This is a genomic window from Pseudomonas sp. AN-1 (genome assembly GCF_034057115.1).
Taxonomy (GTDB): domain Bacteria; phylum Pseudomonadota; class Gammaproteobacteria; order Pseudomonadales; family Pseudomonadaceae; genus Geopseudomonas.
In genome coordinates, this window is record NZ_CP139195.1 from 2704363 (window position 1) to 2729998 (window position 25636).

At 69.3% G+C, this 25636-nt stretch carries 23 protein-coding genes; 12 read left to right on the top strand and 11 right to left on the bottom strand.

Features of this window, described 5'->3' with window-relative positions; genetic code table 11:
* Position 1: 1 nt before the first annotated feature.
* The 11 genes from nuoJ (at position 2) to kdpE (ending at position 14044) form a co-directional block, all read left to right on the top strand.
* Positions 2-511: an NADH-quinone oxidoreductase subunit J gene (gene nuoJ / locus SK095_RS12710; RefSeq protein WP_136489959.1), complete on the top strand. Its 510-nt coding sequence runs from the start codon at positions 2-4 to the stop codon at positions 509-511.
* Positions 508-816, top strand: coding sequence for an NADH-quinone oxidoreductase subunit NuoK (gene nuoK, locus SK095_RS12715; protein WP_136489958.1), 309 nt, complete (start codon positions 508-510; stop codon positions 814-816). Before nuoJ ends, nuoK begins: the two co-directional genes overlap by 4 nt.
* Entirely contained in the window at positions 813-2663 is a 1851-nt protein-coding gene (gene nuoL / locus SK095_RS12720) for an NADH-quinone oxidoreductase subunit L (protein ID WP_136489957.1), read from the top strand. The genes nuoK and nuoL overlap by 4 nt, the downstream gene beginning before the upstream one ends.
* 15 nt (positions 2664-2678) lie before the next feature.
* Positions 2679-4208, top strand: a complete 1530-nt coding sequence (gene nuoM / locus SK095_RS12725; protein WP_320546496.1) for an NADH-quinone oxidoreductase subunit M — start codon at positions 2679-2681, stop codon at positions 4206-4208.
* Positions 4209-4216: 8 nt separating this feature from the next.
* Positions 4217-5674 (top strand): NADH-quinone oxidoreductase subunit NuoN, encoded by a 1458-nt coding sequence (gene nuoN / locus SK095_RS12730; RefSeq protein WP_320546497.1) that lies wholly within the window; start codon positions 4217-4219, stop codon positions 5672-5674.
* Between the two features lie 347 nt (positions 5675-6021).
* Positions 6022-6114 (top strand): K(+)-transporting ATPase subunit F, encoded by a 93-nt coding sequence (gene kdpF / locus SK095_RS12735; RefSeq protein ID WP_320546498.1) that lies wholly within the window; start codon positions 6022-6024, stop codon positions 6112-6114.
* The gene (kdpA, locus tag SK095_RS12740; RefSeq protein ID WP_320546499.1) at positions 6111-7907 is read left to right on the top strand and encodes a potassium-transporting ATPase subunit KdpA; all 1797 of its coding nucleotides are present in this window, start codon (positions 6111-6113) and stop codon (positions 7905-7907) included. The genes kdpF and kdpA overlap by 4 nt, the downstream gene beginning before the upstream one ends.
* The gene (kdpB, locus tag SK095_RS12745) at positions 7904-9967 is read left to right on the top strand and encodes a potassium-transporting ATPase subunit KdpB (protein WP_320546500.1); all 2064 of its coding nucleotides are present in this window, start codon (positions 7904-7906) and stop codon (positions 9965-9967) included. Before kdpA ends, kdpB begins: the two co-directional genes overlap by 4 nt.
* 15 nt (positions 9968-9982) lie before the next feature.
* Positions 9983-10621, top strand: a complete 639-nt coding sequence (gene kdpC / locus SK095_RS12750) for a potassium-transporting ATPase subunit KdpC (protein WP_320546501.1) — start codon at positions 9983-9985, stop codon at positions 10619-10621.
* Between the two features lie 4 nt (positions 10622-10625).
* Positions 10626-13355, top strand: a complete 2730-nt coding sequence (locus tag SK095_RS12755) for a DUF4118 domain-containing protein (RefSeq protein WP_320546502.1) — start codon at positions 10626-10628, stop codon at positions 13353-13355.
* Entirely contained in the window at positions 13352-14044 is a 693-nt protein-coding gene (gene kdpE, locus SK095_RS12760; protein ID WP_320546503.1) for a two-component system response regulator KdpE, read from the top strand. The genes SK095_RS12755 and kdpE overlap by 4 nt, the downstream gene beginning before the upstream one ends.
* Positions 14045-14074: 30 nt before the next feature.
* Here the strand turns inward: kdpE and SK095_RS12765 are convergent, their stop codons facing one another.
* The 5 genes from SK095_RS12765 to rplU all read right to left on the bottom strand — a co-directional run bounded on the left by SK095_RS12765 (position 14075) and on the right by rplU (position 17702).
* Positions 14075-14551: a CreA family protein gene (locus tag SK095_RS12765; protein WP_320548896.1), complete on the bottom strand. Its 477-nt coding sequence runs from the start codon at positions 14549-14551 to the stop codon at positions 14075-14077.
* Between the two features lie 8 nt (positions 14552-14559).
* On the bottom strand, positions 14560-15678 hold the full coding sequence (gene proB / locus SK095_RS12770; protein ID WP_201487309.1) for a glutamate 5-kinase: 1119 nt from the start codon (positions 15676-15678) through the stop codon (positions 14560-14562).
* A 109-nt stretch (positions 15679-15787) separates the two neighbouring features.
* A complete protein-coding gene (cgtA, locus tag SK095_RS12775) occupies positions 15788-17008 on the bottom strand; it encodes an Obg family GTPase CgtA (RefSeq protein ID WP_320546504.1) in 1221 nt (406 codons plus the stop codon).
* 96 nt (positions 17009-17104) lie between these two features.
* On the bottom strand, positions 17105-17362 hold the full coding sequence (rpmA, locus tag SK095_RS12780) for a 50S ribosomal protein L27 (protein ID WP_136489951.1): 258 nt from the start codon (positions 17360-17362) through the stop codon (positions 17105-17107).
* Between the two features lie 28 nt (positions 17363-17390).
* Positions 17391-17702, bottom strand: a complete 312-nt coding sequence (gene rplU / locus SK095_RS12785) for a 50S ribosomal protein L21 (RefSeq protein WP_136489950.1) — start codon at positions 17700-17702, stop codon at positions 17391-17393.
* A 240-nt stretch (positions 17703-17942) separates the two neighbouring features.
* On the opposite strand from rplU, the gene SK095_RS12790 reads away from it, so the two are divergent.
* The gene (locus tag SK095_RS12790; RefSeq protein ID WP_136489948.1) at positions 17943-18911 is read left to right on the top strand and encodes a polyprenyl synthetase family protein; all 969 of its coding nucleotides are present in this window, start codon (positions 17943-17945) and stop codon (positions 18909-18911) included.
* A 208-nt stretch (positions 18912-19119) separates the two neighbouring features.
* Here SK095_RS12790 and SK095_RS12795 read toward each other — a convergent pair whose 3' ends face one another.
* From SK095_RS12795 to SK095_RS12820, 6 genes are all read right to left on the bottom strand, one after another.
* Positions 19120-19737, bottom strand: coding sequence for an FKBP-type peptidyl-prolyl cis-trans isomerase (locus SK095_RS12795; RefSeq protein ID WP_201487310.1), 618 nt, complete (start codon positions 19735-19737; stop codon positions 19120-19122).
* An 80-nt stretch (positions 19738-19817) separates the two neighbouring features.
* On the bottom strand, positions 19818-19961 hold the full coding sequence (locus tag SK095_RS12800; RefSeq protein ID WP_320546505.1) for a DUF2256 domain-containing protein: 144 nt from the start codon (positions 19959-19961) through the stop codon (positions 19818-19820).
* The gene (locus tag SK095_RS12805; protein WP_320546506.1) at positions 19958-21493 is read right to left on the bottom strand and encodes a cryptochrome/photolyase family protein; all 1536 of its coding nucleotides are present in this window, start codon (positions 21491-21493) and stop codon (positions 19958-19960) included. Before SK095_RS12805 ends, SK095_RS12800 begins: the two co-directional genes overlap by 4 nt.
* Before the next feature lie 206 nt (positions 21494-21699).
* Positions 21700-22188, bottom strand: coding sequence for a TIGR00645 family protein (locus SK095_RS12810; protein ID WP_136489944.1), 489 nt, complete (start codon positions 22186-22188; stop codon positions 21700-21702).
* Positions 22189-22361: 173 nt separating this feature from the next.
* Positions 22362-22697, bottom strand: a complete 336-nt coding sequence (locus SK095_RS12815; RefSeq protein ID WP_136489943.1) for a hypothetical protein — start codon at positions 22695-22697, stop codon at positions 22362-22364.
* Positions 22698-22883: 186 nt separating this feature from the next.
* Positions 22884-25355: a Lon protease family protein gene (locus SK095_RS12820; protein ID WP_136489942.1), complete on the bottom strand. Its 2472-nt coding sequence runs from the start codon at positions 25353-25355 to the stop codon at positions 22884-22886.
* Positions 25356-25636 lie beyond the last annotated feature (281 nt).

Consider the following 25636-nt stretch of genomic DNA (forward strand, 5'->3'; position numbering starts at 1 on the left):
GATGGAATTCGCCTTCTACTTCGCCGCCGGGGTGGCCGTGGCGGCCACCCTGCGGGTGATCACCCACACCAACCCGGTGCACGCGCTGCTCTACCTGGTGGTCTCGCTGCTCGCCGTGTCGATGACCTTCTTCGCCCTCGGCGCGCCCTTCGCCGGCGTGCTGGAGATCATCGTCTACGCCGGCGCCATCATGGTGCTGTTCGTCTTCGTGGTGATGATGCTCAACCTCGGCCCGGCCACCGCCGAGCAGGAGCGCGCGTGGCTGACGCCCGGCGCCTGGGTCGGCCCCGGCCTGCTCTCCGGCGCCCTGCTCGCCCTGCTGCTGTACGTGCTGCTGGGCGATGCCGGCGGCGCCGCCATCGGCACCGCGACCGTCGACGCCAAGGCGGTCGGCGTCCACCTGTACGGCCCCTACCTGCTGGCGGTAGAGCTGGCCTCCATGCTGCTGCTGGCAGCGCTGGTCGCCGCCTACCACCTCGGCCGCCCCGAAGCCAAGGAGCCCACCGCATGAATGCGATTCCCATGGAGCACGGCCTGGCCCTGGCCGCCGTGCTGTTCAGCCTGGGCCTGGTCGGCCTGATGGTGCGGCGCAACATCCTGTTCGTGCTGATGAGCCTGGAAGTGATGATGAACGCCTGCGCGCTGGCCTTCGTGGTCGCCGGCAGCCGCTGGATCCAGCCCGACGGGCAGATCCTGTTCATTCTGGTGATCACCCTGGCCGCCGCCGAGGCCAGCATCGGCCTGGCGATCCTGCTGCAGCTGCATCGCCGCTTCCATACCCTCGATATCGACGCTGCCAGCGAGATGCGCGGATGAACCTACTATTCCTCACCTGTCTGTTCCCGCTGCTCGGCTGGCTGCTGCTGGCCTTCTCCCGCGGCCGTCTGTCCGAGAACCTCGCCGCGCTGATCGGCGTCGGCTCGGTGGGCCTGTCGGCGCTGACCGCCGCCTGGGTCATCTGGCAGTTCAACGTCGCGCCGCCGGAAGGCGGCGTCTACACCCAGCTGCTGTGGCAGTGGATGAACGTCGCCGGCTTCGCGCCGAACTTCACCCTGTACCTGGACGGTCTGTCGGTCACCATGCTCGGCGTGGTCACCGGCGTCGGCTTCCTGATCCACCTGTTCGCCAGCTGGTACATGCGCGGCGAGGAGGGCTACTCGCGCTTCTTCGCCTACACCAACCTGTTCATCGCCAGCATGCTGTTCCTGGTGCTCGGCGACAACCTACTGTTCCTCTACTTCGGCTGGGAAGGCGTGGGCCTGTGCTCGTACCTGCTGATCGGCTTCTACTTCAAGGAAGTGAAGAACGGCAACGCGGCGCTCAAGGCGTTCATCGTCACCCGCATCGGCGACGTGTTCATGGCCATCGGCCTGTTCATCCTGCTGCTCAACCTCGGCACCCTGAACATCCAGGAGCTGCTGGTGCTGGCGCCGCAGAAGTACGCGGCCGGTGACACCTGGCTGTGGCTGGCCACCCTGATGCTGCTCGGCGGCGCGGTCGGCAAGTCCGCCCAGCTGCCGCTGCAGACCTGGCTGGCCGACGCCATGGCCGGCCCGACCCCGGTCTCGGCGCTGATCCACGCGGCGACCATGGTCACCGCCGGCGTCTACCTGATCGCCCGCACCCACGGCCTGTTCCTGCTCACCCCGGAGATCCTCGAGCTGGTCGGCATCGTCGGCGGCGTGACCCTGGTGCTGGCCGGCTTCGCCGCCCTGGTGCAGACCGACATCAAGCGCATCCTCGCCTACTCGACCATGAGCCAGATCGGCTACATGTTCCTCGCCCTCGGCGTCGGCGCCTGGGACGCGGCGATCTTCCACCTGATGACCCACGCGTTCTTCAAGGCCCTGCTGTTCCTCGCCTCCGGCGCGGTGATCCACGCCTGCCACCACGAGCAGAACATCTTCCGGATGGGCGGCCTGTGGAAGAAGCTGCCGCTGGCCTATGCCAGCTTCATCGTCGGCGGCGCGGCGCTGGCCGCCCTGCCGCTCTTGACCGCCGGCTTCTACTCCAAGGACGAGATCCTCTGGGAAGCCTTCGCCAGCGGCCACAGCGGCCTGCTCTACGCGGGTCTCGCCGGTGCCTTCCTGACCTCGATCTACACCTTCCGGCTGATCTTCATCGCCTTCCACGGCGAGGCGAAGACCGAGGCGCACGCCGGCCATGGCATCGCCCACAACCTGCCGCTGGCGGCGCTGATCGTGCTGTCGACCTTCGTCGGCGCGCTGATCACCCCGCCGCTGGCCGGCGTGCTGCCGCAGAGCGTCGGCCATGCCGGCGGCGAGGCCAAGCACGGTCTGGAGCTGCTGTCCGGCGCCATCGCGGTGCTCGGCATCGGCATCGCCGCGCTGCTGTTCCTCGGCCAGCGCCGCCTGGTGACCAGCGTGGCGCAGAGCGCGCCGGGCCGCCTGCTCGGCGCCTGGTGGTATGCGGCCTGGGGCTTCGACTGGCTGTACGACAAGCTGTTCGTGCAGCCCTACCTGCTGCTCTGCCGCCTGCTCAACCGCGACCCGGTCGACCTCAGCATCGGCCTGCTGCCGCTGCTCGCCCGCGGCGGCCACTTCGCCCTGCGCCAGAGCCAGACCGGCAACCTGCGCTGGTACGCCACCTCCATCGTCGGCGGGGCCGTGTTCGTGCTCGCTGCCCTTCTGCTTCTGAATTAAGGAAAACGGCCCGTCATGATTCTGCCCTGGCTAATCCTGATTCCCTTCATCGGCGGCCTGCTGTGCTGGCAGGCCGAGCGCTTCGGCGCCGTCCTGCCGCGCTGGATCGCGCTGCTGAGCATGACCCTGCTGCTGGTCCTCGGCCTGTGGCTGTGGGGCAGCGCCGACTTCAGCCTGGCCCCGGCGCCCGGCGGCGAACTGGCCTGGGCCAGCGAGTTCCAGATCCCGTGGATCGAGCGCTTCGGCATCTCCATCCACCTGGCGCTGGACGGCCTGTCGGTGCTGATGATCGTGCTCACCGGCCTGCTCGGCGTGCTCTCGGTACTCTGCTCGTGGAAGGAGATCACCAAGCGCGTCGGCTTCTTCCACCTCAACCTGCTGTGGATCCTCGGCGCGGTGGTCGGCGTGTTCCTCGCCATCGACCTGTTCCTGTTCTTCTTCTTCTGGGAAATGATGCTGGTGCCGATGTACTTCCTCATCGCGCTCTGGGGTCATAGCGGCAGCAGCGGCAAGAGCCGCATCACCGCCGCCACCAAGTTCTTCATCTACACCCAGGCCAGCGGCCTGATCATGCTGGTGGCGATCCTCGCCCTGGCCTTCGTCCACTACAGCCAGAGCGGCGTGCTGACCTTCAGCTACGGCGAACTGCTGCAGACCGAGCTGGCCCCGGGCACCGAGTACCTGCTGATGCTCGGCTTCTTCGCCGCCTTCGCGGTGAAGTTCCCGGTGGTGCCGGTGCACTCCTGGCTGCCGGACGCCCACGCCCAGGCGCCGACCGCAGGCTCCGTGGATCTGGCCGGCATCCTGCTGAAGACCGCCGCCTACGGCCTGATCCGCTTCTGCCTGCCGCTGTTCCCCAACGCCTCGGCGGAGTTCGCGCCGATCGCCATGGGCCTCGGCGTGTTCGCCATCGGCTACGGTGCGCTGCTGGCCTTCGGCCAGAGCGACATCAAGCGCCTGGTGGCCTACTCCAGCGTGTCGCACATGGGCTTCGTGCTGATCGCCATCTACTCCGGCAGCCAGCTGGCGCTGCAGGGCGCGGTGGTGCAGATGATCGCCCACGGCCTGTCCGCCGCGGCGCTGTTCATCCTCTGCGGCCAGCTCTACGAGCGCCTGCACACCCGCGACTTCCGCGCCATGGGCGGCCTGTGGGGGCGCATGCCCTGGCTGCCGGCGATCAGCCTGTTCTTCGCCGCCGCGGCGCTGGGCCTGCCCGGCACCGGCAACTTCGTCGGCGAGATCCTGATCCTGCTCGGCACCTTCCAGGTACAGCCGTGGATCGCCGTGCTGGCCACCACCGGCCTGGTGCTGGGCTCGGTCTACTCGCTGTGCATGATCCACCGCGCCTACTTCGGCCCGGCCAAGGCCGAGAGCGCCCTGCCCGGCCTGAACCTGCGCGAACTGGTCATGGTGCTGGGCCTGGCGGTGCTGCTGATCCTGCTCGGCGTCTACCCGCAGCCGGTGCTCGATACCTCGGCCGCCAGCATGCAGGGCGTGCAGCACTGGCTGGGCGCCGCCTCTTCCCAACTCGAATCGGCCCGGTAAGTCACGTCATGGAATTCACCACTCAACACCTGACCGCCCTGCTGCCGCTGCTGGTCACCGGCGCCACCGCCGTCATCGTCATGCTGGCGATCGCCTGGAAGCGCCACCACGGGCAGACCTTCCTGCTCTCGGTGGCCGGCCTCAACCTGGCCCTGCTGGCGATCCTCCCCGCCCTCGGCGTGACGCCGCTGGAAGTCACTCCGCTGCTGCGCGTCGACAGCTTCGCCCTCTACTACAGCGCACTGATCATCGCCGCCACCCTGGCCTGCCTGACCCTGACCCACGCCTACCTCGGCGGCGCGTCGGGCAAGGGCTACCCGGGCAACCGCGAGGAGCTGTACCTGCTGATGCTGCTGGCCTGCGCCGGCGGCATCGTGCTGGTCAGCGCTCAGCACCTGGCCGGCCTGTTCATCGGCCTGGAGCTGCTGTCGGTGCCGACCTACGGCCTGATCGCCTACGCCTTCTTCAACCGCCGCTCGCTGGAAGCCGGCATCAAGTACATGGTGCTGTCGGCCGCGGGCTCGGCCTTCCTGCTGTTCGGCATGGCCCTGCTGTACGCCGAGTCCGGCAGCCTGAGCTTCGCCGGCATCGGCGCCTCGCTGGCCGCCGATGGCCTCGGCCAGCTGGTGCAGATCGGCGTCGGCATGATGCTGATCGGCCTGGCGTTCAAGCTGTCGCTGGCGCCCTTCCACCTGTGGACTCCGGACGTCTACGAGGGCGCCCCGGCGCCGGTGTCGGCGTTCCTCGCCACCGCCAGCAAGGTCGCCGTGTTCGCCGTGCTGCTGCGTCTGTACCAGGTGTCGCCGGCCTTCGCCGACGGCTGGCTGGGCCAGCTGCTCAGCCTGCTGGCGATCGCCTCGATCCTGGTCGGCAACCTGCTGGCGCTGCTGCAGAGCAACCTCAAGCGCCTGCTCGGCTACTCGTCGATCGCCCACTTCGGCTACCTGCTGATCGCCCTGATCGCCAGCAAGGGCATCGCCAGCGAGGCCATCGGCGTCTACCTGTTCACCTACGTGCTGACCAGCCTGGGCGCCTTCGGGGTGATCACCCTGATGTCCACCCCCTACCAGGGCCGCGACACCGACGCGCTGTTCGAGTACCGCGGCCTGTTCTGGCGCCGCCCGTACCTGACCGCGGTGCTGGCGGTGATGATGCTGTCGCTGGCCGGCATCCCGCTGACCGCCGGCTTCATCGGCAAGTTCTACGTGGTCGCCGCCGGCGTCGAGAACCAGCAGTGGTGGCTGCTCGGCGCGCTGATCCTCGGCAGCGCCATCGCCGTGTACTACTACCTGCGGGTGATGGTCAGCCTGTTCCTGGTCGAGCCCAGCCTGCAGCGCCGCGATGCGCCGCAGCACTGGGCCCAGCAGACCGGCGGCGTCATGCTGCTGGCGGTGGCCGGCCTGACCCTGCTGCTCGGCGTCTACCCGCAGCCGCTGCTGGCGCTGGTGCAGAACGTCGGCTTCTGACGGGAACTGCGGACGTGAAAAAGCCGGTCGGGGCAACCCGACCGGCTTTTTTGTTTACGCAAAGATACGCCCGTCACGCCCCTCCCTCCCCCGGACCCGCCCCCTCCGGCCCCCGCCTTGCGCGATCCGCGATCCTCTTCTTTTCTCCATCTTGATGCTTTCTTGATACGGCGCGCCGCAGTCTTTAGACCGTCTTGAGGCGCATCTGCCGACACTTACGCCATCGGTTCCGTATCCGCGAAGGAGAAGGTGATGGACGCTGTGTATCTGACGCTCGCCGGGCTGTGCTGGCTGGCGATCTACGCCCTGGCCAGGGGCTGCCGACGGCTGCAGCCGGGAGGCCGCCCATGAATGGCTGGGAAATGCTGGCCGCCCTGCTCGCCGCGGGGCTGCTGATCTATCTCGTCGCCGCGCTGCTGCGCCCGGAGGATTTCTCATGACTGCCTCCGCCTGGCTGCAACTGGCGGCCTTCCTGGCCGTGCTGCTGGTCCTCGCCTGGCCGCTGGCGCGTCTGCTCGATGGCGTGCTGGAGGGCCGCTACGCACCACTGCGCCGCCTGGAGGCGCCATTGTTCCGCCTCGCCGGGGTGCGCGCCGAACAGGAGGCCGGCTGGCTGCGCTATACCGTCGGCCTGCTGATCTTCAACGGCCTCGGCGTGCTGGCCGTCTACGCCCTGCAGCGCCTGCAGGGCGTGCTGCCGCTCAACCCGCAGGACATGGCCGCGGTGACACCCGACTCGGCCTTTAACACGGCGATCAGCTTCGTCACCAACACCAACTGGCAGGGCTACGGCGGCGAGACCACCATGAGCTACCTGACCCAGATGCTCGGGCTGGCGGTGCAGAACTTCCTCTCTGCCGCCACCGGCATCGCCGTGGTGGTGGCGCTGGTGCGCGGCTTCGCGCGCCACTCGGCGCAGGCCATCGGCAACGTCTGGGTGGACCTGACCCGCATCACCCTGTGGGTGCTGCTGCCGCTGTCCTTCCTGCTGGCGCTGGTCCTCGCCGGCCAGGGGGTGATCCAGAACTTCGCGCCCTACGTCGAGGCGCAAACGGTCGAGGCGCAGCACTGGCAGCACCCCAGACTCGACGCCGACGGCCAGCCGCTCATGGACGCCCAGGGCCAGCCGCTGCTGGAAGAGCAGACCAGCCGGACCCAGACCCTGGCCATGGGCCCGGTGGCCTCGCAACTGGCGATCAAGATGCTCGGCACCAACGGCGGCGGCTTCTTCAACGCCAACTCGGCGCATCCCTACGAGAACCCCACCCCGCTGAGCAACTTCCTGCAGATGCTGGCGATCTTCCTGATTCCCACGGCGCTGTGCTTCCTGTTCGGCCGCATGGTCGGCGACGCACGCCAGGGCTGGGCGGTGCTGGCGGCGATGACCGCGTTGTTCGTCGCCTTCGCCATCCCCGCCACCGTCTTCGAGCAGCAGGGCAACCCGGCGTTCGCCGCCTTCGGCGTCGACCAGGCCGCCAGTGCCACGCAGTCCGGCGGCAACATGGAGGGCAAGGAGACCCGTTTCGGCATCCACGCCTCCACGCTGTTCGCCACCGTCACCACCGCCGCCTCCTGCGGTGCGGTGAACTCGATGCACGACAGCTACACCCCGCTGGGCGGCGCGGTGCCGCTGGTGCTGATGCAACTGGGCGAGGTGGTGTTCGGCGGGGTCGGCTCCGGCCTGTACGGCATGCTGGTGTTCGCCGTCATGGCGGTGTTCATCGCCGGCCTGATGATCGGCCGCACCCCCGAGTACCTCGGCAAGAAGATCGAGGCGCACGAGATGAAGATGGTGTCCATCGCCATCCTGGCGACACCCCTGCTGGTGCTGGCCGGCACCGCCGTGGCGGTGCTCGCCGAACCCGGTCGCGCCGGCATCCTCAACCCCGGGGCGCACGGCTTCTCGGAAATCCTCTACGCCTTCTCCTCGGCCGCCAACAACAACGGCAGCGCCTTCGCCGGCCTGTCGGCGAACAGCCCCTTCTACAACGTGGCCCTCGGCCTGGCCATGTGGTTCGGCCGCTTCGCCGTGATCGTCGCGGTGCTGGCCATGGCCGGCTCGCTGGCGGCCAAGAAGCGCATCGCCGCCACCGGCGGCACCCTGCCCACCCATGGCCCGCTGTTCGTGACCCTGCTGATCGGTACCGTGCTGCTGGTCGGCCTGCTCAACTACGTGCCCGCCCTGGCCCTTGGCCCGGTGATCGAGCACCTGACGCTGTGGAGCGTGCAATGAGTCGCCAATCCCTGTCCCTGTTCGATCCGGCGCTGATCCGGCCGGCCCTGCTCGACGCCTTCGGCAAGCTGGACCCGCGCGTGCAGTGGCGCAACCCGGTGATGTTCGTCGTCTACGTCGGCAGCCTGTTCTGCACTCTCCTGGCGCTGACCGAGCGCGAGCCGTTCGGCATCGCCGTGGCGCTGTGGCTGTGGTTCACCGTGCTGTTCGCCAACTTCGCCGAGGCGCTGGCCGAAGGCCGCAGCAAGGCGCAAGCCGCCTCGCTGCGCGGTCTGAAGAAGAAGACCCTGGCCAAGAAGTTTGGCGACTACCGCCCCGGCGATGAGCGCAGCCCGCTGCGCTGGCAGTCGGTGGAGGCGGACAGCCTGCGCAAGGGCGACCTGATCCTGATCGAGGCCGGCGACACCATCGCCGCCGACGGCGAGGTGATCGACGGCGTCGCCTCGGTGGACGAGAGCGCCATCACCGGCGAATCCGCCCCGGTGATCCGCGAGTCCGGCGGCGACTTCTCCGCGGTGACCGGCGGCACCCGCGTGCTCTCCGACTGGATCGTGGTGCGCGTGACGGTGAACCCCGGCGAGACCTTCGTCGACCGCATGATCGCCATGGTGGAGAACGCCAAGCGGCAGAAGACCCCCAACGAGATCGCCCTGACCATCCTGCTGGTGGCGCTGACCATCGTGTTCCTCGGCGTGGTGGCGACCCTGCTGCCGTTCTCGATGTTCGGCGTGCAGACCGCCGGCGCCGGCCAGCCGGTCGGCCTGGTGGTGCTGGTGGCCCTGCTGGTGTGCCTGATCCCGACCACAATCGCCGGCCTGCTCAGCGCCATCGGCGTGGCCGGCATGAGCCGGATGATGCAGGCCAACGTGATCGCCACCTCCGGACGCGCGGTCGAGGCGGCCGGCGACGTCGACGTCCTGCTGCTCGACAAGACCGGCACCATCACCCTCGGCAACCGCCAGGCCAGCGCCTTCCTCCCCGCGCCAGGGGTGAAGGAGGCCGAACTGGCGGACGCCGCGCAGCTGGCCTCGCTGGCCGACGAGACCCCCGAGGGGCGCAGCATAGTCGTGCTGGCCAAGCACAAGTTCAACCTGCGCGAGCGCGACCTCACCGCGCTCGGCGCGCAGTTCGTGCACTTCACCGCGCAGACCCGCATGAGCGGCGTCGACCTGCCGCAGCAGCGCACGCTGCGCAAGGGCGCCGCCGAGGCCATCCGCCGCCACGTCGAGGCGCTGGGCGGCAGCTTTCCCGCGGCCCTGCAGGCCACGGTGGACGAGGTGTCGCGGCGCGGCAGCACGCCGCTGGTGGTCGCCGACGGCACCCGCCCGCTCGGCGTCGTCGAGCTCAAGGACATCGTCAAGGGCGGCATCAAGGAGCGCTTCGCCGAGCTGCGCCGCATGGGCATCAAGACGGTGATGGTGACCGGCGACAATCCGCTGACCGCCGCCGCCATCGCCGCCGAGGCAGGGGTCGACGACTTCCTCGCCGAAGCCACCCCGGAGGCCAAGCTCAAGCTGATCCGCAGCCACCAGGGCCAGGGCAAGCTGGTGGCGATGACCGGCGACGGCACCAACGACGCGCCGGCGCTGGCTCAGGCCGACGTGGCGGTGGCGATGAACACCGGCACCCAGGCCGCCAAGGAGGCGGGCAACATGGTCGACCTGGACAGCAACCCGACCAAGCTGATCGAGATCGTCGAAACCGGCAAGCAGATGCTGATGACCCGCGGCTCGCTGACCACCTTCAGCGTCGCCAACGACCTGGCCAAGTACTTCGCCATCATCCCGGCCGCCTTCGTCGGCACCTACCCGCAGTTGGCGGCGCTCAACGTGATGGGCCTGAGCACGCCGACCTCGGCGATCCTCTCGGCGGTGATCTTCAACGCGCTGATCATAGTCGCGCTGATCCCGCTGGCCCTCAAGGGCGTGCCCTATCGCGCGGTGGGCGCCGCCGCCCTGCTGCGCCGCAACCTGCTGATCTACGGCCTCGGCGGAGTGCTCGTGCCCTTCGTCGGCATCAAGGTCATCGACCTGGCCCTGACCGCCGTCGGCCTGGCCTGACCAAAGGAGTCCACCATGTCCCATCCGCATCTCGCCTCCCAACCCGAGCTCACGACCGGCACCCAGGCCGCGGCGAGCGAGGGCCTGCTGCGCCCGGCGCTGACCCTGTTCATCCTGCTCACGCTGCTGACCGGGCTGCTCTACCCGCTGGCCGTCACCGGCATCGCCCAGCAGGCGTTCCCGGCGGCCGCCAACGGCAGCCTGATCGTGCGCGACGGCAAGGTGCTCGGCTCGCCGCTGATCGGCCAGGCCTTCAGCGCCCCCCGCTACTTCTGGGGCCGCCCCTCGGCGACCGCGCCGACGGCCTACAACGCCAGCGCCTCCGGCGGCTCCAACCTCGGCCCACTCAATCCAGCGCTGGCCGAAGCCGTCGCCGCGCGCGTTTCCGCCCTGCGCGCCGCCGACCCCGGCAACAACGCGCCGGTGCCGGTGGACCTGGTCACCGCCTCGGCCAGCGGCCTCGACCCACACATCAGCCGCGCCGCGGCCGACTATCAACTGGCCCGCGTCGCCAGGGCGCGCGGCCTGTCGGAGGAGTTGGTGCGCACGCTGCTGGAGCAGCATACCGAGGGCCGCTGGCTGGGCTTTCTCGGCGAGCCGCGGGTCAACGTGCTGCTGCTGAACCTGGCGCTCGATGCCCAGACGGGGAACTGAGCGCATGCCGATGCCCGACGACCAGCGCCCCGACCCGGACGCTCTGCTGCAACGCCTGCGCGAGGAGGAGGCCGAGGCTCGCCGCGGGCGGCTGAAGATCTTCTTCGGCGCCTCGGCCGGGGTAGGCAAGACCTACGCGATGCTGGCGGCCGCGCAGGCCGCCCTGGCCCAGGGCACGCCGCTGGTCGTCGGCCTGGTGGAGACCCACGGCCGCGCCGAGACCGAGGCCCTGGTGCACGGCCTGCCGCGCCTGCCGCTGAAGAAGGTGCACTACCGCGAGCGTATCCTGCAGGAGTTCGACCTCGACGCCGCGCTGGCCTTCGGTTCCGCGCATCCCGGCGCCCTGCTGCTGGTCGACGAGTTGGCCCACAGCAACGCGCCCGGCTCGCGCCATCCCAAGCGCTGGCAGGACGTCGAGGAGCTGCTCGCCGCCGGCGTCGACGTGTGGACGACGATGAACGTGCAGCATCTGGAAAGCCTCAACGACATCGTCAGCGGCATCACCGGCATCCGCGTCTGGGAAACGGTGCCCGACCGCCTGTTCGACGCGGCGGACGAAGTGGTGGTGGTCGACCTGCCGCCCGACGAGCTGCTCGAGCGCCTGAAGGCCGGCAAGGTCTACCTGCCACCCCAGGCCGAGCGCGCCGCGGCGAACTTCTTCCGCAAGGGCAACCTGCTAGCGCTGCGCGAACTGACCCTGCGCCGCACTGCCGACCGCATCGACGAGGAGATGCAGGCCTACCGCCGCAACAGCGCCGTGCAGGCGGTGTGGCCCAACCGCGAGGCGCTGCTCGCCTGCGTCGGCCCCGGCGAGCAGGGTGAGAAGGTGGTGCGCAGCTGCGCCCGCCTGGCCGCCCAGCAGGGCATCGCCTGGCACGCCGTGCACGTGGAGACGCCGGCGCTGCAGCGCCTGCCCGAGGCGCGCCGCCAGCATCCGCTGCAGGTGCTCAGGCTCGCCGAGGAGCTGGGCGCGAGCACCGCCACCCTGGCCGCCGCCGAGGCCGCCACGGCACTGGTGAGCTATGCCCGCGAGCACAACCTGGTGCGCCTGGTGGTGGGTCGCCAGGAGCGGCGCTGGCCGTGGCAGCACTCGCTGGCCGACCGCATCGTCGCCCTGGCCGACGAACTGGACGTGCTGCAGGTCGCCCTGCCGCCGGCAGGACGCGCGCCAGCCGGCACGGCGCGCCGCGAAACCACCTTGCAGGACCAGCCCTGGCCCGGTTATCTGTTCGCCGTCGTCACCTGCGCCCTCACCGCGCTGCTCGCCACGCCGCTGCTGCCGGTGTTGGAACTGTCCAACATCCTCATGCTGTTCCTCCTCGCCGTGGTCGGCGTGGCCCTGCGCCACGGCCGCGGCCCGGCGGTGCTGGCCAGCTTCCTCGCCGTCGGCCTGTTCGACTTCTTCTTCGTTCCCCCGCGCTTCACCTTCGCCGTCAGCGACGTGCAGTATCTGGTGACCTTCGTGGTGATGCTGGTGGTGGCGCTGGTGATCGGCCAGCTGATGGCCGGGCTCAAGGTGCAGGCCGAAACCTCCAGCGAGCGCGAGCGGCGAGTGCGCGGCCTGTACGAGATGTCGCGCGACCTGTCGGCGGCGCTGCTGGCCGAGCAGGTGGCCGATATCGGCGCGCGCTTCCTCGCCACGGAGTTCGGCGCCCGGTCGACGCTGCTGGCGACCGACACCGACGACCAGCTGCATGCCCTGCCCGGCGGCACGGCCAGCGTGGACATGGGCGTGGCGCGGTGGGCGTTCGATCATGGCGAAGCCGCCGGCCATGGCACCGACACCCTGCCGGCCAGCCCGTGCCTGGTGCTGCCGCTGAAGGCGCCGATGCGCCTGCGCGGCGTGCTGGCGGTGGAGCCTGGCCAGACCCGCATGCTGGGCCCCGAGCAGCGCCGGCTGCTGGACACCTGCGCCTCGCTGCTGGCGATCTCCCTGGAGCGCATCCACTACATCGAGGTGGCGCAGAAGAGCATCGTGCAGATCGAGTCGGAGCGCCTGCGCAACTCGCTGCTCGCTGCCATCTCCCACGACCTGCGTACGCCGCTGACTGCACTGGTCGGGCTCGCCGACACCCTGGAGCTGACCAAACCGCCGCCGAGCGCCCAACAGCGCGAGATCGCCGCCGCGATCAGACAGTCCGCGCAGCGCATGCATGCTCTGGTCAACAACCTGCTGGACATGGCCCGCCTGGAGGCCGGCGCCGTGCAGCTGAACCGCGCCTGGCTGCCGCTGGAGGAAGTGGTGGGCAGCGCCCTGGCCAGCTGCGCGCCGACGCTCGCCGGCCGGCCGTTCACCATCAACCTGGCCGACGACCTGCCGCTGCTCAGCCTGGATGCGGTACTCATCGAGCGGGTGCTGGTCAACCTGCTGGAGAACGCCGCCAAGTACACCCCCGCCGGCAGCGGCATCGACATCGGCGCCCGTGCCGAAAGCGATCAGGTGGTGATCCATGTCGACGACCACGGCGCCGGCCTGCCGAAAGGTCGCGAGGAAGCCCTGTTCGAGAAGTTCGTGCGCGGCAGCAAGGAGACCGCCACCTTCGGGGTGGGGCTCGGCCTGGCCATCTGCCGGGCCATCGTCCGCGCGCATGGCGGCACCATCCGTGGCGAGAACCGCGAAAGCCATGGCAAGATCGACGGCGCCCGCTTCATCATCACCCTGCCCCGGGGCCGCCCGCCGCAGGATGATGGTACCGAAGCGCTGACACTCCCCATCCAGGATGCTGCGCCATGAGCGAGCTGCCCAGCCCGATTCTGCTCATCGAGGACGAGGCCGAGATCCGCCGCTTCGTTCGTCTGGCCCTCGAAGCCGAGGGCTACGAAGTCCACGAGGCCGATGGCGTCCGCCGCGGCCTGATCGAGGCCGGCACGCGCCGGCCGGAACTGGTCGTGCTCGACCTCGGCCTGCCGGACGGCGACGGCGTCGAGCTGATCCGCGACCTACGCAACTGGTCGGCGGTGCCGGTGATCGTGCTGTCGGCGCGCAGCAGCGAGGCCGACAAGATCGCCGCGCTGGATGCCGGCGCGGACGACTTCCTGGTCAAGCCGTTCGGCGCCGGCGAGCTGCTGGCCCGCGTGCGCGCCCAGCTGCGCCGCAAGACCCGGCAGATCGCCGCCGACGATGCGGAAATCCGCTTCGGCGCTGTCTGCGTGGATCTGGCGCGCCGGGTCGTCGAACGCGAGGGCCAGCGGGTCCACCTGACCCCGCTGGAGTACCGCCTGCTGACCGTGCTGCTCGGCCAGCCCGACCGGGTCATGACCTACCAGACGTTGCTCAAGGCGGTGTGGGGACCGGGGCATGCCGAGGACCAGCACTACGTGCGGGTGCACATGAACAATTTGCGCAAGAAGCTGGAAGCGGTGCCCTCGCAACCCCGCCACCTGCTCACCGAGACCGGCGTCGGCTACCGCTTCGTGGTCTGAAGGCAGGCCCGGCGCGGCCGGGCGCCCGCCTCAGTCGGCCGCCTTCGGCCAGGGCAGGATCGGGATGGCGGTGACCGAGTTCTGCGGGCTGCCCTCGATGACCCGGTCGCTGTAGACCATGTACACCAGCGTGTTGCGCTTCGCGTCGAAGAAGCGCACCACCTGCATGGTCTTGAACACCAGCGAGGTGCGTTCCTGGAACACCTCCTCGCCCTCCTCCAGCTTCTCCCGGAAGCGGATCGGCCCGACCTGGCGGCAGGCGATCGACGCCTCGGCGCGGTCCTCGGCCAGGCCCAGGCCGCCCTTGATGCCGCCGGTCTTGGCCCGCGACAGGTAGCAGGTCACCCCTTCCACCTTGGGATCGTCGAACGCCTCGATCACGATCTTGTGGTTGGGGCCGAGCAGCTTGAACACCGTCGACACTTCGCCGATGGTCTCGGCCTGCGCGCCAGCGGCGAGCAGCGCCAGGGCGGCGGCCAGCGGCCTGAGCAGCTTGCTAGCGGTCATCATCGTCCTCACACCAGTACCAGGTTGTCGCGGTGCACCAGCTCCGGCTCGTCGATGTAGCCGAGCACCTGCTCGATGGCTTCGGTGCCCAGGCCGGCGATGCGCTGGGCATCGCTGGCGCTGTAGTTGACCAGTCCGCGGGCCACTTCGCGGCCGTCCGGACCGAGGCAGGCGACCATCTCGCCGCGGCGGAAGTTGCCCTCCACCGCGGTGACGCCCACCGGCAGCAGGCTCTTGCGCTGCTCGACCAGCGCGCGCACCGCGCCGGCGTCGAGGGTCAGGGCGCCGCGCATCTGCAGGTGGCCGGCCAGCCACTGCTTGCGCGCGGCATGGCGGCCGCGCTCGGGGGTCAGCAGGGTGCCGAGGCGCTCGCCGCCCTTGAGGCGGTCGAGCACGCGCTCGATGCGCCCGCCGACGATGATGCTGTTGGCCCCGGAACGCGCCGCCAGGCGCGCGGCGCGCAGCTTGGTCTGCATGCCGCCGCGGCCGAGGGCACCGCCGGTGCCACCGGCCACCGCGTCGAGGCTGGGGTCGTCGGCGCGCGCCTCGTAGATCAGCTGGGCGTCGGGGTTGTGGCGCGGGTCGGCGTCGAACATGCCGTCGCGGTCGGTGAGGATCACCAGCAGGTCGGCCTCGACCAGGTTGGCGACCAGCGCGGCCAGGGTGTCGTTGTCGCCGAAGCGGATCTCGTCGGTGACCACGGTGTCGTTCTCGTTGATCACCGGGATCACGCCGAGGTCGACCAGGGTGCGCAGGGTGCTGCGCGCGTTGAGGTAGCGCTTGCGGTCGGAGAGGTCGTCGTGGGTCAGCAGCACCTGGGCGGTCTGCAGGCCGTGCTCGGCGAAGCTGGATTCCCAGGCCTGCACCAGGCCCATCTGGCCCACCGCGGCGGCGGCCTGCAGCTCGTGGATGGTGCTCGGTCGGGCATTCCAGCCCAGCCGGCTCATCCCCGCCGCCACGGCGCCGGAGGACACCAGCACCAGCTCCACGCCGGCGCGGCGCAGCGCCACCATCTGCTCGACCCACACCGCCATGGCGCCGCGGTCGAGGCCGCGGCCGTCGGCGGTCAGCAGCGCACTGCCGATCTTCACCACCCAGCGGCGGGCCTTGCTCACCTTCTCACGCATGTTCTGCAACCTTGCAATTCAGCTTGAGCGGAGCCGCAGGCGGCCCCGCGTCGGTCATGCGATCCCGGCGCCCGGGCGGCTGCGCCGGGCCGGGGATCGCGACAGGCTCTTAACGGACGTAGAAGATCTCCGGACCGTCCTCGTCGTCCTCGTCGTCGAAGTCGTCTTCCTCCTCGACCTCCTCGTCGGCACTGCGCACGCCGGCGCGGCGCAGGGCGCGGGCATCGTCGAGCGCCTGCAGGCGGGCGCGGGCCTCGTCCTCGATCTGCTGGTCCAGTGCGGCGATCGCCTCGGCGAACTCCGGCTCCTCGGCGATGCGCCGGGTGCGCTCGTCGATGTAGTTCATGATGTCGCCGCACAGCTTGTCGGTGCCCTCGCGCTCCAGCGCGGAGATCACGTAGACCGGGCCCTGCCAGTCGAGACGCGCGATCACCTCGCGCATGCGCTCCTCGCGCTCCTCGTCGAGCAGCTGGTCGGCCTTGTTCAGCACCAGCCAGCGGTCGCGCTGGGTCAGCGCCGGACTGAAGCGGCCCAGCTCGTTGATGATCGCCGCGGCGGCTTCGGCCGGATCGGAGTTGTCCAGCGGCGCCATGTCGACGAGATGCAGCAGCAGACGGGTGCGCGCCAGGTGCTTGAGGAAGCGGATGCCGAGACCGGCGCCTTCGGAAGCACCCTCGATCAGGCCGGGAATGTCGGCGATCACGAAGCTCTTCAGGCGGCCCACGCTGACCACGCCGAGGTTGGGCACCAGGGTGGTGAACGGGTAGTCGGCGACCTTGGGCTTGGCGGCGGACACCGCGCGGATCAGGGTGCTCTTGCCGGCATTGGGCATGCCGAGCAGGCCGACGTCGGCCAGCACCTTGAGTTCCAGCTTGAGGTCGCGCGCCTCGCCCGGCTTGCCATGGCTGGTCTGCCGCGGCGCCCGGTTGGTGCTCGACTTGAAGCGGGTGTTGCCCAGGCCATGCCAGCCACCCTTGGCCACCAGCAGACGCTGGCCGGGCTGGGTCAGGTCGCCGATGATCTCCTGGGTGGAGGCATCGATCACCGTGGTGCCGACCGGCACCGGCAGGACCAGGTCCTCGCCCTTGTGCCCGGTGCAGTCCTTGCTGCCGCCGTTCTTGCCGCGCTGGGCATCGAAGCGGCGGGTGTAGCGGTAATCGACCAGGGTATTGAGGTTGCTGTCGGCCTCGAGAAAGATCGAGCCGCCGTCACCGCCATCGCCGCCATCCGGACCACCAAATGGCACGAATTTTTCGCGGCGAAAACTCATGCAGCCGTTGCCACCGTCACCGGCCTGCACATGGATGGACACTTCATCGACGAATTTCATGGGTAACGCCTCCCACCATCGGCGGGTCATTAGAGCAAGGGAAGTACAAATAAAAAAGCCCTGTCGGCAGACAGGGCTTTTTCGGCAAGCGCGCGATCAGTTGGTCACGATGCTCACGTATTTGCGACCGAAGGCACCCTTGGTCTCGAACTTCACCACGCCGTTCACCTTGGCGAACAGGGTGTGGTCCTTGCCCATGCCGACGCCGACGCCGGCGTGGAACTTGGTGCCGCGCTGACGCACGAGGATGTTGCCGGCAACGACGGCCTGGCTGCCGTACATCTTCACGCCAAGGCGTTTACTTTCGGAATCGCGGCCGTTACGGGTAGAACCGCCAGCTTTTTTGTGTGCCATGAGTCAATACTCCGGAAAAAGAGGGGGATCAGGCCTGGATGCCGGTGATCTTGATTTCGGTGAACCACTGACGGTGGCCCTGACGCTTCATGTGGTGCTTGCGGCGACGGAACTTGATGATGCGCACCTTGTCGTGACGGCCCTGGGCGATCACTTCGGCGGTCACCTTGGCGCCTTCGACGACCGGAGCACCGATCTTGACGTCGTCACCGTTGCCGACCAGCAGGACCTGTTCGAAAGCCACGCTTTCGCCGGTCGCCACGTCGAGCTTTTCGATCTTGAGGAATTCGCCTTCAGCGACCTTGTATTGCTTGCCGCCGGTAACAATTACTGCGTACATGGGATGTCTCCGTTAGACCTGCTCACCTGGCGCTTTGGTGGAGGAGTTATTGGCCAGCATGGCTGCATGGCGCCGGAAGGGTCGCCACTGCATTGCGTAAGGCAGGGAATGCCAGGGATGTTCGGGCCGGCGATTGTACGCAAGGCCGCGCGGCCTGGCAAGTGCGCCTCCGGCTCGCCTTGACAGTGCCGGACCCGACACCTAGCATGCCGCGCAATTAAAGAGGAGCCCTGTCAGCCGATGCAACCCCAGGCCTTTTACCGCGTGGTGGCGGACGATTTCACCGCCGTCGACGGCATCATCCGTCGCCAGCTCGCCTCGCGCGTGCCGCTGGTGGAGAAGATCGGCGACTACATCACCTCCGCCGGCGGCAAGCGCCTGCGTCCGCTGCTGGTGCTGCTGGCCGGCAACGCCCTCGGCGCCCGCGGCGAGCGCCTCGAGCTGCTGGCCGCCACCATCGAGTTCCTGCACACCGCCACCCTGCTGCACGACGACGTGGTCGACAAGTCCGGCATGCGCCGCGGCCGCTCCACCGCCAACGCGCTGTGGGGCAACGCGCCCAGCGTGCTGGTCGGCGATTTCCTCTACGCGCGCTCCTTCGAGATGCTGGTCGAGCTCGGCGAGCTGCCGGTGATGCAGGTGCTGGCCAACGCCACCCGGGTGATCGCCGAGGGCGAGGTGCTGCAGCTGTCGAAGATCCGCGACGCCAGCACCACCGAGGAGATCTACATGGAGGTCATCCGCGGCAAGACCGCGATGCTGTTCGAGGCCTCCACCCACAGCGCCGCGCTGCTGGCCGGCGCCAGCGCCGCGCAGGTCGATGCGCTGCGCACCTTCGGTGACGCCCTCGGCGTCGCCTTCCAACTGGTCGACGACCTGCTCGACTACCGCGGCGACGCCGCCACCCTGGGCAAGAACGTCGGCGACGATCTGGCCGAGGGCAAGCCGACCCTGCCGCTGATCCACACCATGCGCGCAGGCAGTCCCGAGCAGGCCGCGCTGGTGCGCAAGGCCATCCAGCAGGGCGGCATCGAAGACCTGGAAAGCATCCGCGCCGCCGTGGAAGCCGCCGGCGCCCTCGACTACACCGCGCAGAAGGCCCGCGACTACGCAGCCCGGGCCATCGCCAGCCTCGACGTGCTGCCGGCCAGCGAGTACCGCGACGCCCTGGTGGAGCTGACCGAATTCGCCGTCGCGCGCACCCACTGAGCTTCCCGCACACGACAGAACGCCCGTCCGGCCTGGCCGCGACGGGCGTTTTCGCTTTCCCAGCTAGGCGCGGGAAGCTCACGATCTCGCGAGCTAGAGCCAGGCAAGGCGCGAGCGGCTGAGGACGCGGAGTTTACGAGTTGTAAATGAGCAGTCCGAAGCCGATCGCAACGCAGCATGGCCGACGCGCAGCAGATCGTGAACGACCTTACAGGATGTCCAGCAGCTCGACGTCGAACACCAGCACGCTGTGCGGCGGGATGCTGCCGACCGCCTGGGCGCCGTAGGCCAGTTCGCTCGGCACGTGCAGGCGCCACTTGCTGCCGGCGTTCATCAGCTGCAGGGCCTCAACCCAGCCCGGGATCACGCCGCCGACCGGGAATTCCGCCGGCTGGCCGCGCTCGTAGGAGCTGTCGAACACGGTGCCGTCGATCAGGGTGCCGTGGTAGTGGGTGCGCACGTGATCGTCGGCGCTCGGCTTGGCGCCCTCGCCCTGCACCAGCACCTCGAACTGCAGGCCGGAGGCCAGCACGGTGACGCCCTCGCGCTTGGCGTTCTCGGCCAGGTAGTCGCGACCGGCGGCGGCGGCAGCCTCGGCCTTGGCCGCCTGCTCGGCCTGCATGCGCTCGCGGATCACCTGGAAGCTGGCGGTCAGCGCGTCGTTGGCCACGCGGCTGTCGGCGCCGCTGAAGGCGTCGGCCAGGCCGGCGAGGATGGCGTCCAGGCTGACGCCGGGCGGCGGGTTGTCGCGCAGCTGGCCGCCGAGCTGACGGCCGATGCCGTAGCTGACCCGGGCTTCGTCGGTGGAAAGGTCGAGTTGGGACATGGGAACTCCACGCAAGGGGTGAAAAGGCCGGGCAGACTAGCACAGACGCCCGGCGCCCGGGCAGCGCAGGCTGGCGCCGGCTACCCCGTCCTGCCGCGCCCGCGCCGGCAGCGCTCCGAGCAGTAGCGCACCTCGTCCCAGTAGCGCGCCCACTTCCTGCGCCAGGCGAACGGCAGGCCGCACACCGCGCAGACCTTCACCGGCAGATCGGCCTTCTTCCTCACAGCGCCTCCCCGCCATCCAGCCGCGCCAGCAGCGCCTCGCCGCGCTGCCACAGTGCCTGGCGCCTGGCTTCGTCCATGCGCGCCAGGTTCCGGTAGACCATGCCCATCCGTGGATTGCCCTCCAGCCGGTCGCGGTGGCGGATCAGGAAGTGCCAGTACAGCGCGTTGAACGGGCAGGCGTCGTCCGTGGTGCTTTCGCTCACCTTGTAGGCGCAGCCCTGGCAGTAGTCGGACATGCGCCTGATGTACTGGCCGCTGGCGCAGTAGGGCTTGGAACCCAGGTAGCCGCCGTCGGCGTGCAGCACCATGCCCAGCACGTTGGGCAGCTCCACCCAGTCGAAGGCATCCATGTACACCGCCAGGTACCAGCCGCACAGCGCCGGCGGCGCGATGCCGGCGAGCAGGGCGAAGTTGCCGGTGACCATCAGCCGCTGGATATGGTGGGCGTAGGCGTGCTCGAGGGTCTGGCCGATCACCTGGCGCAGGCAGTTCATCCGCGTCTGCCCGCTCCAGTAGAACTCCGGCAGCGCCCGCGTGCTGGCGAAGGCGTTGCGCTGCGCGTAGTCCGGCATCTGCAGCCAGTAGATGCCGCGCACGTACTCGCGCCAGCCGATCAGCTGGCGGATGAAGCCCTCGGCGGCGTTCAGCGCCACCCGCCCCTGCCGGTAGGCCGTTTCCACGTCGGCGCACAGCCGGCGCACGTCGAGCAGGCCGACGTTGAGCGCGGCGCCGATCCTGGCATGGAACAGAAATGGCTCGCCCTCGGCCATGGCGTCCTGGTAGTCGCCGAAGGCGGCCAGGCCGAAATCGAGGAAATGCGCCCAGAGCTGCTCGGCCTCGGCGTGGGTCACCGGATAGTCGAAGCCGTCGAGGCGTCCGTAGTGGTGGGCGAAGCGTTCGGCCACCAGCGCCAGCACCTCGCGGCTGATGGCGTCCGGCGCGCAGCGCAGCGGCAGGGGGCCGCGCAGGCCGCGGGGCAGCGCCTTGCGGTTGTCGGCGTCGAAGTTCCAGGCGCCGCCCTCGGGCGTGCCGTCCGGGTGCAGCAGCAGGCCGGTCCGCTTGCGCATCTCGCGATAGAAGAACTCCATGCGCAGCTGCTTCTTGCCCTGCGCCCAGCGGGCGAACTCGGCGCGCGCGCAAAGAAAGCGGGTGTCGGCATGCCAGACGATCGGCAGGCCGCTGGCCTTGAGCGCCTGCTCGACCCGCCAGTCGCCGGCCTCGGTGACGTGGATGCTCTCGGGCCGGTGCCGGGCCGCAAAGCGCGCCAGCTCGCCGACCAGCGAGCCGCTGTTGGCCGGGTCGTCGAGGGTCACGTAGTCCACCGCCACGCCGCGCTCGAGCAGGCCTTCCGCGAAGTGGCGCATGGCGCTGAACAGGAAGGCGATCTTCTGCGGATGGTGCGGCACGTGGCCGGCTTCCTCGGCCACCTCGGCGAGCAGTACGCGGTCGCGCGCCGGATCGAGGCCGTCCAGCGCAGCCAGGTCGAAGGACAGCTGGTCGCCGAGGACCAGGCGCAGGGCGGCGATGCTCACGGTTCGGCGGCCAGGCGGTGCGGACAGCCGGGCAGGGCCGGGATGGGGAGGTGGTGCAGGTTCATGACGGTTACCTCACAGCATTACTGTACACAAAACATATGATGCACAGCATTTGTACAGAAAAACGCTTCTGCAAGGCAAAAACGCCACCGCCCGTCTGCCGGAGGCGAGACGGGCGGTGGCGGGAAGCACGCAAGGCCGGGTCAGTGCTTGGTCAGCTTGTCCACGTAGGCCATGGCGAAGGCCGAGACCACGAAGGTCATGTGGATGATCACGTACCACAGCAGCTTGTCGTTGGGGATCTTCTGCGCGTCCATGAACATGCGCAGCAGGTGGATCGAGGAGATCGCCACGATGGACGAGGCCACCTTGAGCTTGAGCGAGCCGGCGTCCATCTTGCCCAGCCACTCGAGCTTCTCCCTGCCGTCGGCGATGTCGAGCTGGGAAACGAAGTTCTCGTAGCCGGAGAACATCACCATCACCAGCAGGCCGCCGACCAGCGCCATGTCGATCAGCGACAGCAGCACCAGGATCAGCTCGGCCTCGGCCAGCTCGAACACGTGGGGCAGGACGTGGAAGATTTCCTGGAAGAACTTCAGGGCCAGGGCCAGCAGCGCCAGCGACAGGCCGAAATAGATCGGCGCCAGCAGCCAGCGCGCGGCGTACATGGTGTTTTCGATGAGTCGTTCCATGAAAGGGGCACGGCGGTGAACAAGGGAGCGGCGAGTATACCGTCCGTCCGCTCCTTCCTGCAGCCCGGGCAGCGCCGCAGGCTGTGGATAATTGTGTGGAAGGATTCTGGATGAATGGCGCACGGCGACCAACGGCAGGCCGTGCGTAGCTGGCCCGAGAAGCAGCTGCCGTCCTAGGGCACCAGGCGGAAGCCGCCGGCCGGATGGCCGCGCCCGGCATTCTGCCGGCGCAGTTCGGCCTGCAGGTGCAGGCACCAGATCGGCGGTTCGGCGACCGTCTGATAGCCCTGGTTGTGCAGATTCTCGACGATTTCGGCGAGCACCTCCTGCGCCTCGGCGAGGCCGTGGAACGGGCCTTGCGCCTTGACCGCCGAGGGCTGGCAGGCATTCAGGCCGGCAGCGCAGAGCAGCGTCCACAGGCCCTGGCCACCGGCCAGCGGGCGGATCGTGCATTCGATGCGCGTGACGATGCCCGGGCTGCGCCGGGTCAGACAGAAGTGACGCGACATGGCGACTCTCCTCGCAGGGTCCTGACTTGATCCTAGTCGCCCGGGGCCCTGCTGGAAAGTCGCCAGTTATCCCCGCGATCTGTGGATAACCTTGTGCATGAGACGGGGGCAGATGGGCGCAACCGGCCAGCCGCGGCAGCCCGCGGCCGGCTGTACAGAAAACCGCCAGAACGCGCCCGGGGCGTCTCAGTAGCGGCGACGACGGGCCTGGCGCGGCGGCTGCGCGGCGGCCGGGCTCCTGGCCTGGGGCTCGTCCCTGGCGGCGCTCTCGCCCTCCTCCGCTTCCGTTTCCTCCTCGATCTCGGCGATCTCGCGCAGGCGCTCGACCACCCGCGCGTTGACGCAGCCGGCGGGGAACATGCCGCACTCGTCGGCGCTGCCGGCCAGCTCGCCGACCAGCAGGCTCAGCGCCTCGTCCACCGTGCGCACGGCGTAGACGCTGAACTGCCCGGCGCGCACCGCCTGGATCACCCGCTCGTCGAGCATCAGGTTGCACACGTTGGCGTGGGGAATGATCACCCCCTGCTCGCCGGTGAGGCCGCGCGCCTCGCACAGGCGGAAGAAGCCCTCGATCTTCTCGTTGACTCCGCCGACCGCCTGCACCTCGCCGAACTGGTTGATCGAGCCGGTGATGGCGAAGCACTGCTTGAGCGGCACCCGCGACAGGGCCGAGATCAGCGTGCACACCTCGCCGAGCGAGGCGCTGTCGCCGTCGACGTAGCCATAGGACTGCTCGAGGGCGATGCTCGCCGAGATCTCCAGGGGGAACTCCTGGGCGTAGCGGCTGCCGAGATAGCCGGTGAGGATCATCACCCCCTTGGAGTGGATCGGCTGGCCGAGGCTGACCTCGCGCTCGATGTCGACGATGCCCGAGCTGCCGGGATAGACGGTGGCGGAGATGCGCGCCGGCACGCCGAACGCCGAGTCGCCGACTTCCAGCACGGTCAGGCCGTTGCACTTGCCCATGGCGGCGCCGGCGGTGTCGATCAGGATCACCCCGGCCAGCATGTCGTCGAGGATGCGCGCCGATACCCGGCCGGTGCGGGTGGCCTTGGCCTTGAGCGCGCGCTCGATGTGGCCGACGTCGGTGAGCGCCTCGCCGGCCAGTTGGCGGATGAAGTCGGCCTCGCTGACCAGCTGGAACAGGTCGCCGATGCGCGCCGACAGCCGCCCCTGGTGCTCGGCCAGGCGCGCGCTGTAGGTCGCCAGGCGCGCCACGGCATCGTTGGTCAGCGGCGCCAGGCCCTCCTCGGAGGTGCGCGTCTTCAGCAGCTGGGCGAACTGCTCGAGGCTGTCCTCGAGCAGCGGGATGTCCTCGTCGAAGTCGGCGAGCACGCGGAACAGTTCCTGGAAGTCCGGGTCGAGGTCCTGCAAGGCGTAGTAGACCTCGCGCGAGCCGACGATCACCACCTTGACCTGCAGCGGGATCACCTGCGGGGTGAGGGTGACGGTGGCGATGCGGCCGAGTTCGGCCAGCGGCGACTCCATCTTCAGCTGGCGCGAGTGCAGGGCGCGCTTGAGCGCGTCCCAGACGAACGGCTCGGAGAGCAGCCGCTCGGCCTCGAGGATCAGGAAGCCGCCGTTGGCGCGGTGCAGCGCACCGGGGCGCAGCTGGCGATAGCTGGTGTACAGCGCGCCCTGGTCGGAGCTGTACTCGATGCGGCCGAACAGGTTGTCGTAGGTCGGGTGCGGCTCGAACACCACCGGCGCGCCGCCGTTGTGGACATGGCCGACCACCAGGCTGGGCGCATAGAACTCCACCAGCCCCTGGCGCTTCTGCGCATCCGGACGGTTGTCCTCGACCAGCTGGTCGACCACGGTCTTCAGCAGGTTGAGCTGCAGGGCCTGCAGCCAGGTGCAGACGCCGACGTTCTCCGCATACTTGGCCGACAGCGGCGCCAGCAGCGGCTGCAGGGCCAGGGTGATGGTCTCCTCGTTGAGCTGGCGCAGCTGGTTGCTCGACTCGCGCTTCCATTGCGGCAGGCCGACCAGCTCCTCGTTGAGGCGCTCCTCCAGCTCGGCGATGTCGTCGTGGAAGCGCTCGCGCTCGGCTTCCGGCAGCTGGGCGAACTCGGCCTCGTCCAGCGCCTTGCCGTCCTGCATCGGGGTGAAGGCGATGTTGGCGCTGTCGCGGTACAGGGCGATGCCGCGCTCCAGGGCCTGCTTCTCGATGATATCCAGGGCGCGGTCGTAGCGCTGGTTGAAGGCGCGGTCGATGGCGCTCTTCTTCTGCTGGTAGGTGGGCGTCTCGAACACCGCCGGGAAGGTGGCCAGCAGATTGTCGATCAACTGGTCGATGTCGGCCATCAGCCCCTGGGCGCTGCCCTGGTCGAGGCGCAGCGCACGCGGCTCGCGCGGCTCGTCGAAGTTGTTGACGTAGACCCAGTCGCACGGGGTGACCTGGCGCTTGGCCTCGGCCTTGAGGTAGCGGCGCACGAAGGAGAAGCGCCCGGTGCCCGGCTCGCCCATGACGAACACGTTGTAGCCGGGGCGCGGCATGGCCACGCCGAACTGCAGGGCGGCCACCGCGCGCTCCTGGCCGAGCACGCCGCGGAACGGCTCGAGTTCGTCGGTACTGTTGAAGTTGAGCAGCTCGGCGCTGAACTGGCTGCCCAGCTGCTCGGGCAGCAGGCGCAGGGATTGCTGGAAATCGGCCATCGAGGGGGTTCCACACAGGTGACGGGCAGGCGCGGCGAGCGGCCGCGCCGGGCGACCCGGCCGGGCGGCGGGCAAGCGCAGCGCGACGACGGGCGGACTGCCGCCGATTGTTGACCCGCAGCCAGGGAATGACAAGAACGGCTGCAACCGGCGGCCGGGGCCAGTCTCGAGCGGCTCAGCCCTGCGCCGCTCGGAGGCCAGGGCATCGAGGGCGGCATGGGGGGCGGCAATGGCGGCCATCCCGGCTGCTCCGCAGGATCGGCATCGTCTTCAATTGGACG

Bases quoted from the DNA above. Each gene is read 5' to 3' on its own strand.
- cgtA (WP_320546504.1), bottom strand. From the start codon at position 17,008: ATGAAATTCGTCGATGAAGTGTCCATCCATGTGCAGGCCGGTGACGGT.
- nuoN (WP_320546497.1), top strand. From the start codon at position 4,217: ATGGAATTCACCACTCAACACCTGACCGCCCTGCTGCCGCTGCTGGTC.
- kdpF (WP_320546498.1), top strand. From the start codon at position 6,022: ATGAATGGCTGGGAAATGCTGGCCGCCCTGCTCGCCGCGGGGCTGCTG.
- proB (WP_201487309.1), bottom strand. From the start codon at position 15,678: ATGCGTGAGAAGGTGAGCAAGGCCCGCCGCTGGGTGGTGAAGATCGGC.
- SK095_RS12755 (WP_320546502.1), top strand. From the start codon at position 10,626: ATGCCGATGCCCGACGACCAGCGCCCCGACCCGGACGCTCTGCTGCAA.
- kdpE (WP_320546503.1), top strand. From the start codon at position 13,352: ATGAGCGAGCTGCCCAGCCCGATTCTGCTCATCGAGGACGAGGCCGAG.
- SK095_RS12810 (WP_136489944.1), bottom strand. From the start codon at position 22,188: ATGGAACGACTCATCGAAAACACCATGTACGCCGCGCGCTGGCTGCTG.
- kdpC (WP_320546501.1), top strand. From the start codon at position 9,983: ATGTCCCATCCGCATCTCGCCTCCCAACCCGAGCTCACGACCGGCACC.
- nuoM (WP_320546496.1), top strand. From the start codon at position 2,679: ATGATTCTGCCCTGGCTAATCCTGATTCCCTTCATCGGCGGCCTGCTG.
- SK095_RS12790 (WP_136489948.1), top strand. From the start codon at position 17,943: ATGCAACCCCAGGCCTTTTACCGCGTGGTGGCGGACGATTTCACCGCC.
- kdpA (WP_320546499.1), top strand. From the start codon at position 6,111: ATGACTGCCTCCGCCTGGCTGCAACTGGCGGCCTTCCTGGCCGTGCTG.
- rplU (WP_136489950.1), bottom strand. From the start codon at position 17,702: ATGTACGCAGTAATTGTTACCGGCGGCAAGCAATACAAGGTCGCTGAA.
- rpmA (WP_136489951.1), bottom strand. From the start codon at position 17,362: ATGGCACACAAAAAAGCTGGCGGTTCTACCCGTAACGGCCGCGATTCC.
- nuoK (WP_136489958.1), top strand. From the start codon at position 508: ATGAATGCGATTCCCATGGAGCACGGCCTGGCCCTGGCCGCCGTGCTG.
- SK095_RS12765 (WP_320548896.1), bottom strand. From the start codon at position 14,551: ATGACCGCTAGCAAGCTGCTCAGGCCGCTGGCCGCCGCCCTGGCGCTG.
- nuoJ (WP_136489959.1), top strand. From the start codon at position 2: ATGGAATTCGCCTTCTACTTCGCCGCCGGGGTGGCCGTGGCGGCCACC.
- nuoL (WP_136489957.1), top strand. From the start codon at position 813: ATGAACCTACTATTCCTCACCTGTCTGTTCCCGCTGCTCGGCTGGCTG.
- SK095_RS12820 (WP_136489942.1), bottom strand. From the start codon at position 25,355: ATGGCCGATTTCCAGCAATCCCTGCGCCTGCTGCCCGAGCAGCTGGGC.
- SK095_RS12795 (WP_201487310.1), bottom strand. From the start codon at position 19,737: ATGTCCCAACTCGACCTTTCCACCGACGAAGCCCGGGTCAGCTACGGC.
- kdpB (WP_320546500.1), top strand. From the start codon at position 7,904: ATGAGTCGCCAATCCCTGTCCCTGTTCGATCCGGCGCTGATCCGGCCG.
- SK095_RS12815 (WP_136489943.1), bottom strand. From the start codon at position 22,697: ATGTCGCGTCACTTCTGTCTGACCCGGCGCAGCCCGGGCATCGTCACG.